This is a genomic window from Enterovirga sp., from assembly GCF_035325185.1.
Classification (GTDB): Bacteria; Pseudomonadota; Alphaproteobacteria; order Rhizobiales; family Beijerinckiaceae; genus Enterovirga.
Genome location: NZ_DAOLAJ010000109.1, coordinates 1 through 11,322, shown reverse-complemented (window position 1 = coordinate 11,322; position 11,322 = coordinate 1). Strand labels below are relative to the sequence as shown.

The window sequence follows — 11,322 nt, the reverse complement described above, 5'->3', positions numbered from 1 at the left end:
GCTAGCTGTTTAGTCCCAGCATTTGGTAGATTGGATCGAGGCTGAATCTCTGTGGTTCGGTTGTCCATTGTTTGCAGAGGAACTCGTAAGGTGTGAGGCCCTTGAGTGTCTTCAGACGCCGACCGAAGTTGTAGGCAGCCACGAAATCATAGAGATGTCGTTCGATTTTTCCATGATCGTCATAGTGATAGCGCCGAACCGTTGCGTCCTTGATGGTCCGGCTCATTCTTTTGACCTGACCATTGGTCCACGGATGCTTGGGCTTGGTGAGACGGTGCTCGATGCCGGGTTGCGCGCAGGCGTATTCGAAGGCATGAGCCGCCACGGGCTCACCCTTGGCGGGAGCTTCGACGATGAGCGGGACGGCCGATCCTCCGGCTCCTGGAGTCGTGAAGCGGATGCCGTTATCGGTGAGGACGGTGTGGATCTTGTAAGGGATCGCTTCTGTCAGATGACGTAGAAATTCACCTGCCGTTCGCCGCTTCGCCTGGCGATGCAACTCGACGAAGCGAACTTGCTGGTGCGGTCGATGGCATCCGAGCATCGAACGCACCTGTTCGAGGCTTTCTCCGCGGAGATGCCGGAGAGCTACGATTACTGCTTCAACAGCATGTCGATCGACGAGTATTTCGACCGCTCGGAGGGCGAGGAGCCTTGGGATTACAAGGACAACAACTTCGAACACTACTCCCCCGTCAAGACCAGCGACGGCAGGTATCGGGAACTCTACAAGGTGTATCGGGCCAAGGCCGAGCGGCTGGACAACATGAGCTTCATCGGTCGGTGCGGGACTTATCAGTATCTGGATATGGACCAGGTCATCAATCAGTCCATCATGGATTGCCGCAAGTGGATCGCGGAGCATCTCGACGGCGGGCCTCACCAAAGAAGAGATTGACCCGGCCTTGCCGGAGCCGAGGACAACAAATCGGCGACATCGGATCGATGCGAGATCGAGAGAGATGTAGCGTGCGGGCATCAGTCGGCTTGAAACGGACGTTGCAATATCCATTCTCCGTTGAACATCGCGCGTGCTTGCGGCACCGTTTGCCCGTGCGGCCGGGATTCGCTCGGTCTGAGGGGGCCGGGATCCATGGCGTGGCGCTTTCTGCTGCCGGTCATCGCAGTAGTCTCCATGCTATGGCCGCTCGATGCCGCACGCGCGCACAACATCCCCGGCTCCAGCCGCGCCATGCTGGCACCGGTGACGCGCATGGCTGCAACGTCTCAGCTCGACCTGCTGCAATCCTGCTTCACGCCCACGGGAACGTCGGGATCCTACATCGCGAGCGGCGCCCTCGCCGATCGGCCGCTCGAGAGGAACTCGCCCGAGCTGCGTCGGACCGATGGGTATGGGTCCGTGGGCACGACCGCGACGGCCGGGCAGCTCCAGGTATCGGGTGGAGTGACGATCACCGGCGCGGAATACGGCAGCGGCCCGACATCCTCCCGCTACGACCTGCGGACCGGAAACTTCTGCCTTTCCCGGCAGTTCGACCTCTCGGTCGGAGCGCTGCTGCTCGGGGTGGGGGCTAATTTCGAGAGCGGCGACGGGAAGAGCCAGTACGATCGCGGCTCGCTCTCGCATGGCGGCGGCGGCGGCTCGATCTTCGCCGCCTACTTCCTGGGGCCGAACACCCGGCTCTTCGCCGCCGCCGGCGGCACGGCCCTGTCCTTCGACGCGTCGCGCGGCTCGGGGCAGATCTCGGGCAGTTTCGGCGCGAGCCGTTGGTTCGGCATGATCGGGGCCTCGCACAGGTTCGAGCTGGACCGGATCTTCCTCGATACGACGGCAGGCTTGCGCTATGTCAGCTTCAACGCCGCGAGCTATCAGGAAACCGGGATCGGGTACGGCATCTCCGCGCCGGGCCTCGTTCCAGCCTATCGATTCGATATGCTGCTCGCGCAGTTGGAGGGGCGGCTCGGCTATCGGTTCGGGGCTGTCTCGCCCTACGTGCTGGCGGGCGTGTCGCGGGACTTCGCGCGGGGCGCCACCCTCCCCGCCGCTCTGCTCGACACCTCGCTCGCCAATGCGGGCAGGACGATCGGGTTCGCCGGCGGCGGCATCGAGGCGCTCCTGCCGGGCGGCTTCGTCGGGGTCGAGGCCAGGGCGTTGACGGGGTCGCAATCCTGGAACGGGTGGCAGGTCACCGGCCGCTTCGGCCTGACGTTCTGACAGGCGATGCTGGACCGGCCGACCCCGAGCCCCCGAGCCGTTCCGTCACTTGCGTGAGCCGGGTCTTGCGCATGCCACCTCGACGTCGTGCGCAGGCGCCATGGCTCACCCCCTCGTTCTCTGGCTCCTCCCCCTTTCGCTCAGCGGTCTCGCGGCCGCGGGCCAGGACGTCCTGCCGAGCTGGCTGGCGATCCTGATCTGGGCCGGCGCACTGGCGCTGACATGGCGGATCGCCGATCCGACGACGCCCGGATCTCCGGCCGGGGCGGACACACCCTCCGGCTCCGGCGGGGAATGCGTCGCCGTCGCGGCGCTCACCGCGCTGGCCTTCTGCCTGCGCGGAATCGGATTATCGGAGTTGCCCCTGGCCGTCCATGGCGACGAGGGCGAGATGGGCGTCCTGGCCCAGGGAATCCTGAGGGGAGAGCCGCTCGCTCCGTTCGGGCTCGGCTTCTACGATCAGCCGCTGCTGTTCCACTACCTCCAGGCCATGTCCCTCGCGGCCTTCCCGGACCCGGTCGCGGGACTGCGGATAACGAGCGCCGTCTTCGGCGCGGCGTGCGTGCCGCTGGTCTATTGTCTCGGAAAGACGCTGGGCGGGCGTTCCGTCGGATACGCCGCGGCGTTTCTGCTCGCGGTCTCGCACTTTCACATCCACTACAGCCGCCTCGGGCTGAACAACATGGCGACCACGGCGAGCGCGGTCGCCGCGCTGGCCGTTCTGGCAGGGATCGATCACCGGTCCTCGCAGCGGAGGCTCGTCTCCCTCGGCCTCATCGTCGGCGTCAGCCAGTATTTCTATTTCGGCTCGAGGCTGATCGCAGTGTTCGCGGGGGCATGGGTCGCCGCCCTGTGGCTCCGGCGCACGATCGACCTCCCCAGGGCCTGCGGCTTCGCATGGGCGGCCCTGGTGAGCGTCGCTCCCTTGCTCTGGAGCTACGCCCGGCGGCCCGACGCGCTGGTGGCCCGCATGTCCGGCGTGAGCATCTTCAGCCCGCCCAATGTCGTCCACACCCTTCAGGATCCGGCTGCGGCGCTGCCGGGCGACGGCCTGCGGCTCTTCCTCGTGCAGGCGCGCCGGACGATATCGTTTCTCCTGGGGGCGGCCGACCGGTCGGCTTTCTACGCGACCGATCTTCCCGCCTTCGATATCGTGACGCTGGGGTGCTTCTGGGCCGGACTGACCGTCCTGGTCCTGTCCCGCGGCCAGGCGCGCGCGCTGCTGCTCGCCTGGCTCGGGTCGGGCCTCCTGCTGGCGGGCCTGCTGACCATCGATCAACCAAACGGTCCCCGGCTCCTCGTCCTGACGCCGGCGATCGCCCTGGTCGGCGCGATCGGCGTCGCGTCGGTCCGGGACCGAATATGCGCGATCGTGGGCCCAAGGTGGGCCGCTCTCGTTGCGGTCCTCTTCGCCGGCTCCGTGCTCGCCCTCAACGTGGACATCTACTTCCGGCGATTTCCCGCCTCTGCGGGCGGCGTCCTGCCGACCCTTCTCGGGCGTGCGATCATCGACGAGGGACCGCGGGTGGCCTTTCTCCTCGGGCAGCCGCACATCTTCGGCGCCCACGGCACCATCCGGTTCCTGACCGCCGGTCGCGACGTCCGTGACTTCCGCGATGCCGCGGAGATCGCGGAGGCGTTGCGGACCGGCGGCAAGGTCCTTCTGCTGGCCCTTCCGAACCGCCTCGACGACCTGCGCGGGCTCGAGGCGAGATTTCCCGGCGGGGTCCGGACCGAGCACCGGGACCAGCATGGCCGGATCATCTGCGTGGCCTATCTCCTCGCCGGCTCCTGATCGCGCGGGGCGGCGCTCGTGCCGGGATCAACGGGAGGCCGGCATGGTCGGCCTTTGCGTCAGGGCGGCCACGACGAACAGGGCGTCCCCGCGCGGATCCGGGATCGTGAGCAGTTCCTGCGCGTCGACGTCGCACACGGCGGACTTGAACTCGCGCCATCGCTCGGCGCGCAGGATCCAGAGCTCGCGACCGGGCCCCGCGACGATGCAGGGCTTGCCGGCATCCGCGATGGTCACGTAGCGGCGCTGCTCCGCGGACAGGTAGAAATCGACGAGGGCTTCGTTGCCGTTGAACGCCGCATGCGTGATGCGGATCGCCTCCTGCCGATCGGCATGACGGCGCGCTTCGCGAAAGACCTCGCGCTCGCCCGATTGGACCCCGTAGAAGCCGTAATCCTGGTACGAGAGGGGCGCCGTCGTCGTGGCATAGGCATGCAGCGCGACCACGTGCAGGCCCAGCGCCAGCACGATCGCGGGGGTGAACAGCGCGGCGGGATCTCGGAAGCGAGCGCCGCCATATGCCCTTGCGCGCGACGAGCCGGACATGGCCCCGAGGACGACGCTCACGCCCACGGCCGACCACAGCAGGTAGACCAATGCCACCGGCAGACACCTCAGCGGTGAAATGTCCACGAAGATTCCGGGAAAGACACCGACCGGGAAAAGCAGGACCAGCGCGCGGGACCGCTCATCCGACCGGAACCTGACGAGGCAGGCGACCAGCCCCGTCAGCGCGAAAGGCAGATAATAGGGCGGGATGAGCGCCGTTCCCGGAATGGTGTGACGCTCCCAGGATTCGAATCGGGTCTGCGCATCGAACCAATAGGTCGGGCTCAGGATGGAGAAGAGGCGCAGGAGGGCCGCCCGGGCGCGATCCCCGACCGGCGCCCCACCGGCGCCCGTCACTTCGTACAATCGTGCGAGCGCGACCTCGGGACGGGTGAGCGCGGTCCAGGCGAACGGCGCCATGACGAGGCCGGCGAGGCCGAAAAGCAGCAGGGCACGCCGCGGATCGAAGCCGCGGCCCGCCTGGGAGAGCACCAGCGCCGCGAGGGTGAGGGGAGCCCAGGCCCGGGCGGGCGTGTAGCCGTAGAAGCACAGCGCGAATGCGATCAGGAACAGGCCCCATCTCGCATGCTCGGCATGCCCGCGGGAGCGGTCCCGGTCGTTCCGGTGGGTGAGGTCGGGACATGCCGCGAGACAGACGAGCCAGGCGGATGCCGAGATCACCGCCTCGAAGCCCGTGCGCGAATGGAGATACCAGAGCGGGCTCCCGTAGAAGACGAGCGGCACGCATAGCCATGCGAGCGTCCTGGGCGAATAGCGGCGCATGAAGGCCATCGCGCCGGCGACGCCGATCAGGCTGGCGACGGCGTGGCTGGCGCGCACGACCCCTTCCGACATGCCGAAGAGCCATTGGAACGGCAGCAGCCAGTAGACGGACAGCGAGAGCTGGTATCCGCCGTGGCCGCGAAAGAAGAGCGGCCAGGCCACGCCGGCCCTGTCGGCTCCGTGAGCGAGGAGCGACTGGGCCTCGGCTCCCTGAACCGCCTCGTCGCAGAAGAAGTAGAGGGGAAACTCGGCCAGGGAATCGAACAGGATGAGCGCGACGAAAGCGAGGACGAGGGCAGCCGCCGAACCGCTCCAGACCCGTCCCGACATCTGGGCTCCGTAGATCCTTGCGCCCCGGCGCGGCACGGCCGGCCGCCGAGCGGACATCCCCGGCCTTGCGGCGTTCGCCTGCCGGATTGTTGCCCTTCCATTGCCGCCTGGGCAAGTCCGGCCGTCGTCCGGGCGAGCGGATTCCCGTTGCGGCGCGCCGGTGGCGGACCTCGATCTCCGATGCTAGAGCCGTTCCGCCTTTGGCGGAGGGGCCGGGCAGGATCGACCGGCACGGGAGCCGTTCCTTGGCCAATCTGTCAGGATGGGGGCGGTTCCCGCGCTGCGACGGCGCCCTGGTCCTGCCCCGCACGCCGCGAGACGCCGCCGAGGCCGTCAAGGCCGGGGGGACCTGGATCGCGCGGGGCAACGGCCGCTCCTACGGGGACGCCGCGGCTTCGGCCGGCCTGACGCTGTCCACGCTGGGGCTCGATCGATTGATCGCCTTCGACGACGAGAGCGGGCTGCTCGACGTCGAGGCAGGCGTTCTTCTCTCGGATATCATCGCCACCCTCGGCCCGCGCGGCTTCTTCCCGCCCGTCGTCCCCGGCACGAGGCTGGTGACGGTCGGCGGCATGATCGCGGCCGACGTGCATGGAAAGAACCACCATCGCGCCGGCTGCATCTCCCGCCATGTCGAGAGCTTCGACCTGCTTCTGCCGTCCGGGGAGGTGCTGTCCTGTTCGCGCGGGTGCAATCCCGAGCTTTTCTGGGCGACGGTTGGCGGCATGGGCCTGACCGGGATGATCCTGCGCGCCCGCCTCAGGCTCGACCGCGTCGAGACGGGGTGGCTGGTTCAGAGGACGGAAACCGCCGCGACGCTCGGCGAGACGCTCGCGACGCTCGATCGCGCGGGCGCGGCGACCTTTTGCGTGGCGTGGATCGATTGCGCGGCGCGCGGCCCGAAGCTCGGCCGCTCCGTCGTGCTGAGCGCCGAGCATGCGTCCCTGAAGACCATCGAGGCGCGGGGGATCGGCGATCGCTTTCCCTGCCTCGAGGGCTCGGCGCCCGCCTGGCCGCTCGACCTCCCCGAGGCGCTGATGCGGCGGGGCACCGCCCGGATGCTCAACGAGCTGCATTTCAGACGCCACGCGGGGACGCATGACCGCGCCCGCCTGATCGACTGGAACTCCTGCTTCTTCCCCCTCGACGCCCTTCGGGACTGGAACAGGCTCTATGGCCGGCGCGGGTTCATCCAGCACCAGTGCGTCGTGCCGGCTCACGACGCCGAGCGCACGCTCGGCAGCATCATCGGCGCGTTCGCGAAAGCGTCGGGCGGCCTGTTCCTGTCGGTGCTGAAGAGGTTCGGGCCAGGGGGAGAGGGGTGGCTGTCCTTCCCGATCGACGGCTACACGCTGGCGGTCGACACCCCGGTCCGCGCGGACGTCTTCGCCGTCCTCGACAGCGTCGACGCGATCGTGGCGGCGGCGGGAGGCCGGAACTACCTGGCAAAGGATTCCACCCAGAGCGCCGATACGCTCGCAGCCGGATATGGACGGCTGGGCGACTTTCGTGCTCTCCGCAAGGAGATCGGAGCCGCGGGCCGGCTCCGATCGCGTCTCTCTGACCGCCTGGGCTTGTGACGTCGATGCCGAAGGTTCTCATCCTGGGAGGGACATCGGATGTCGGCCGCGCCTTGGCCCGGCGCTACGCCCGGGAGGGCTGGTCGGTCGCCCTGACGGCGCGGGACCCCGAGGCCGGGGCGAGGGAGGCCGCCGACCTGACGGTGCGATCCGGCCGCCCGGCGGATCTGCACGCGCTGGATGTCCTCGACGAGCGGATCGAGGAGGCGATGCGGGCCGCCCTGGAGCCGCTTCCGGACACCGTCCTGTGCGTCGTCGGCATGCTGGGAGATCAGGCGCGGGCCGAGAGCGACCCCGGCCACGCGCGACAGGTGCTGAGAGCGAATTTCGAGGGCCCGGCTCTGGCGCTCTCCATCGCGGCCGAGCGCTTCCGCGTGCGGGGCTCGGGAACGATCGCCGCGATCAGTTCCGTCGCCGGCGAGCGCGGCCGGGCCTCCAATTCCTTCTACGGCGCCGCCAAGGCCGGGTTGACGGCCTATCTGTCCGGGCTCCGGATGAGGCTGTCCAAGGACGGCATCCGGGTCGTGACCGTGAAGCCCGGCTACATCCGCACCCGCATGACGTCCGGCTTCCGGCTCCCGCCGTTGCTGACCGCGACGCCGGACGAGGTCGCCGCCGCGGTCTTCCTGGCCGCCGAACGCCGCGGGTCCGATATCGTCTACGTCAAGCCGATCTGGCGCATCATCATGCTCGCGATCCGCTGCCTGCCGGAATGGGCGTTCAAGCGGCTGTCCTTCTGACCTCGCCGCGAGGCGCGTTGTCTCGAGCGCCGGCCCTCAACGCCGACCCAGGACGCCCGCCCTGTACCGGCATCCCGTCCGGTGCCGGGCCAGCACGTCGACGACAGCCTGTCGCGTGACCGGGCGGGCCCTCCGGAAGACGATGACGGCCGGATGATCGAAGACCTCGAAGGTTTCCTCCGAGATTCCCCTCGGAACCCGCCAGTCTCCGAGCCTCGGGCCGTTGTCGAACCGGACCTCCTCGACGAGGCCCAGCTCGCCGCTCTGCAAGGCGCTGTAATACGCGCAGGCGATCCCGAAGCGGCCGGGCAGCCGTGGCAGGACGCTCGAATGCCGCCGCGAGGCGACGATCAATCGATCGGCACCGGAGAGGAGCCGCCCGTATTCATCGAGGCCGGCCGCCGTCTCGGGCTCGAGAAGAGGCAGAACCTCGATCTTCGCGGCCGGCAGGGGCGCGACGCGCAGCGGCAAGCCGACATCGTGCGGCTCGATGAGGACGCGATCGCCGTCCGCCAGATGAGCCGCGAGCCAGCGCGAGGCCTGCAATCGAACGTCCTCGGCGCGGTAGATGGCCGTGAAGGCGTAGCACCAGGCGACGGAGAGCATCAGGACGAGCCCGGCCATCGCCCCGGCGATCCGGCCGCTCGCCCTGGTCCTGCTTCGCGCGAGGTCCGTGACGATCCAGGCGACGCCGATGAGCAGTCCGGCCGCGCCCGGCAGCCAGTATCTGACGAAGGGGGCGCCGAGCGTCAGCACGAAGGCATCGAAGACGAGGGTGAAGACGGCGAGAGGCAGCAAGGCGAGAGCCGTCTCGTGCCGTTGGCAGGCCCGGACGACGAGCGCCAGGAGGCCCGCGAGTCCGACGCCCGGCACCAAGGGCCCGTGCAGCCAGGGAAGCTGCGCGATCGCGAAGACGGCGGGCGGCTTGCTCCGGAACTGCAGGGTCCAGAAGACATCGGCCCGGCCGGCGGCGACGTCGGCCTCGAACCTCATCGTCGACAGAAACGCCGCGCCGAACCGGAAGGTGTGCGGGCTGACGATCCCGAGGGCGGCGAGGCCCGCGACCGCGCCGAGCAGGGCGACCGCCCCCAGCCGCAGGAGGCCGAGGCGTCCGAGAGCGAGGAGGCCGGCGACGGCCGGGATGATCGTGAAGGCCGCGGCCGTCGCCTTGAGCCCGAAGCCGAGGCCGATCAAGGCTCCGGACGCGGCGGCGAAGGACCAGGGGCCGATCCTGTCCCGATGGAGGAGCACCGCCAGCAAAGCCAGCAGCACGACGACGAGGACGAGTCCGCTCTCCGTCGTGCCGAAATGGGCCGCCTGGACCAGCCCGACGTCGAGCGCGGCCAGCCACGCGACGACGACGGCGGGCCACCGGCCGGCCCGGCCGGGCCATGCACGGCTCGCGAGCAGCGGCAGGCAGGCGAGGGCGAGGCTCGACTGCGCCGCGGAGACGATGCGGGCCGCATGGCTCAGTTGCTGAAGCGCGAACGGATCGCCGCCCGACAGCAGCGACAGGGCGTAAGATACGAAGATTGGGAGCGAGAGGGCGAGGCCGCCATAGGCATGGAATCCCGGGTCCGTGCCCCAGGCGAAGCGCCATCGCGCCGCGGCCGCGATCAGGTTGTATTCGTCGGGGTGAAGGAGGAAGCCGCCGTCCCAGTCGAGACGCCAGAACCGCAGCCAGATCCCCGTCGCGATCGCGGCCAGGAGGCAGGCTGCGGCGAGCCGCCGTTCAGCCGCGTCGGCGCGGTCGTCGCCTGCGGGCCGGACGGGCTGCCGCAGGAGGAGGCCCGGCGGGTTCACGAGGCTGGGTTCGCAGGAGCGTCGCGGCCGCGGCGATGCTGGCCGGCAGCAGGAAGAAATTCGCGTAGACGAGGACGACGCGGGCGAGGTCCAGGCTGGCGACGAGCCCCTCCGATTGCGGCCGATACGACACCGCGACCGGGCGTGCGCGCGGCGCCGGCTCGAGCAGGACCGTGTCCGCCTTCGTGCTCGCGGCTGTCTTCGGCACGGCCACGATCACCTGGAGGGCGAGCACGAGCGCGCAGCTCACGCTCGTCGCAGCCAGGGCCAGCAGGACCCCGCGCGTGCGAAGGCCGCGCGGAGCACAGGCGAAGCCGGCCGCCAGCGCGATCGGGATCGCCGCGGTGAAGAGGCGCGGCTCGAGCGGAATGTCGATGAGCCCTCCGGCCGTGCCCGGCCGGAGAAGCCGCGTTTGAATCAGCCATCGATCGGGGCCGGCCTCCGCGAGCGCCTCCAGGGCGGGGCCGTGAAACGCCTGGGCTGCCGCGCTCGATACCCCTCGCAGGAGCGGGAGCAGCAGGTAGGGCGCGACGAACCACCAGAGGCCGAACATCGGCAGGAAGGCCGCCGCGAACAGCGCCAGCCGGTTCCGGCTCGGGGTGGCCGCGAAGGCCGCGGTCGCCGCCGGGCCGTTCCCGGCCGATCCGGATATCGTGCGGGCGATGTGGAAGAAGAAGCAACCAAACAGGAGGACGGTCGCATACGGAAGCACATAGAGATGCGTCGCATCGTACAACGCGTGCGGCCCGAGCCGGAGATAGAACAGGCCGACCACGCGGGCGAGGTTGAAGAGCTGGATCAGGCCGAACAGCAATGCGACGGCGGCAATGCCGAACCGCCAGCCGGGGCGGAGCGCCACGATTCCGGCCGCGATGGCGATGAAAACGCCGAGACCGTCGCATGCCTCGGTGACGTGGACTTCGACGCCGCTGGCCGGATGCCTCATGACGTTCCCCGAGAGCGCCACTGCGCCCCCGCACCATGAGATGAGCCACGTCGCCGATCTCGCGATGGCGAGGATCAGAGGAGATCCGAGAAGATCGCGAAAGGCCGCCGTTCCCTCGAGGGACAACCCGAGCAGGACCAGCGCAACGGCCAACGCCAGATGGGCGCCGAGGGCCCGCATGACCAACCTCTATTGTGGCCGAGCCCGAACCAGCCATGTCAGGATGGTCGCGAAACCGACGATCAGCACGAGGAGAAGTCCCGGCAGCACGAGGCGTCGATCGAGCCCCGGCACCGCGTCGATCTCCGACGGTGTGGGGCTCACCGAGATCGACGGCGTGAGGGAGCCTGTGGGGGTGCCGGCCGGTGTTCCGGTGGGGGTCCCCGTCGGAGCGCCGGTCGGGGTTGCGGTGGGCGTCCCCGTGGGTGTCGTGGGCGTGGGCGTCGGGGTCGTGGTGGGCGTCCCCGTAGGTGTCGTGGGTGTGGGCGTCGGGGTCGTGGTGGGCGTCCCCGTGGGTGTCCTGGGCGTGGGCGTCGGGGTCGCGGTGGGCGTCGCCGTGGGTGTCGTGGGCGTGGGCGTCGGGGTGGCGGTGGGCGTCGCCGTGGGTGTCGTGGGCGTGG

At 69.3% G+C, this 11,322-nt stretch carries 9 protein-coding genes and 1 pseudogene; 6 read left to right on the top strand and 4 right to left on the bottom strand.

Going from position 1 to position 11,322, the window contains the following annotated elements; all coding sequences use genetic code 11:
• Position 1: 1 nt before the first annotated feature.
• Positions 2–534 (bottom strand): annotated as a pseudogene (locus tag PKD06_RS16515) (integrase core domain-containing protein); the annotation flags it as partial.
• Here PKD06_RS16515 and PKD06_RS16510 point away from each other — a divergent pair.
• From PKD06_RS16510 to PKD06_RS16500, 3 genes are all read left to right on the top strand, one after another.
• Entirely contained in the window at positions 515–898 is a 384-nt protein-coding gene (locus tag PKD06_RS16510) for a hypothetical protein (protein WP_324382008.1), read from the top strand. The pseudogene PKD06_RS16515 and the gene PKD06_RS16510 overlap by 20 nt on opposite strands.
• Positions 899–1,093: 195 nt before the next feature.
• The gene (locus PKD06_RS16505; RefSeq protein ID WP_324382006.1) at positions 1,094–2,176 is read left to right on the top strand and encodes an autotransporter outer membrane beta-barrel domain-containing protein; all 1,083 of its coding nucleotides are present in this window, start codon (positions 1,094–1,096) and stop codon (positions 2,174–2,176) included.
• Between the two features lie 100 nt (positions 2,177–2,276).
• Positions 2,277–3,971 carry a glycosyltransferase family 39 protein gene (locus PKD06_RS16500; RefSeq protein ID WP_324382004.1) on the top strand — a complete coding sequence of 565 codons (1,695 nt, stop codon included), beginning with the start codon at positions 2,277–2,279 and terminating at the stop codon, positions 3,969–3,971.
• A 27-nt stretch (positions 3,972–3,998) separates the two neighbouring features.
• Here the strand turns inward: PKD06_RS16500 and PKD06_RS16495 are convergent, their stop codons facing one another.
• On the bottom strand, positions 3,999–5,633 hold the full coding sequence (locus PKD06_RS16495; RefSeq protein ID WP_324382002.1) for a hypothetical protein: 1,635 nt from the start codon (positions 5,631–5,633) through the stop codon (positions 3,999–4,001).
• 245 nt (positions 5,634–5,878) lie between these two features.
• Between PKD06_RS16495 and PKD06_RS16490 the strand changes: the two genes are divergently transcribed.
• Complete coding sequence (locus tag PKD06_RS16490; protein WP_324382000.1) at positions 5,879–7,213, top strand: FAD-binding oxidoreductase; 1,335 nt, start codon at positions 5,879–5,881, stop codon at positions 7,211–7,213.
• Complete coding sequence (locus PKD06_RS16485; protein ID WP_324381998.1) at positions 7,210–7,953, top strand: SDR family oxidoreductase; 744 nt, start codon at positions 7,210–7,212, stop codon at positions 7,951–7,953. Before PKD06_RS16490 ends, PKD06_RS16485 begins: the two co-directional genes overlap by 4 nt.
• A 36-nt stretch (positions 7,954–7,989) precedes the next feature.
• Here PKD06_RS16485 and PKD06_RS16480 read toward each other — a convergent pair whose 3' ends face one another.
• Both PKD06_RS16480 and PKD06_RS16475 read right to left on the bottom strand, forming a co-directional pair.
• Entirely contained in the window at positions 7,990–9,756 is a 1,767-nt protein-coding gene (locus PKD06_RS16480) for a hypothetical protein (protein ID WP_324381996.1), read from the bottom strand.
• On the bottom strand, positions 9,686–10,882 hold the full coding sequence (locus PKD06_RS16475) for a hypothetical protein (protein ID WP_324381994.1): 1,197 nt from the start codon (positions 10,880–10,882) through the stop codon (positions 9,686–9,688). Before PKD06_RS16475 ends, PKD06_RS16480 begins: the two co-directional genes overlap by 71 nt.
• Here PKD06_RS16475 and PKD06_RS16470 point away from each other — a divergent pair.
• Positions 10,881–11,322: hypothetical protein (locus tag PKD06_RS16470; RefSeq protein WP_324381992.1), on the top strand; the 442-nt coding region annotated here is incomplete at its 3' end. The two genes, PKD06_RS16475 and PKD06_RS16470, sit on opposite strands and share 2 nt — an antisense overlap.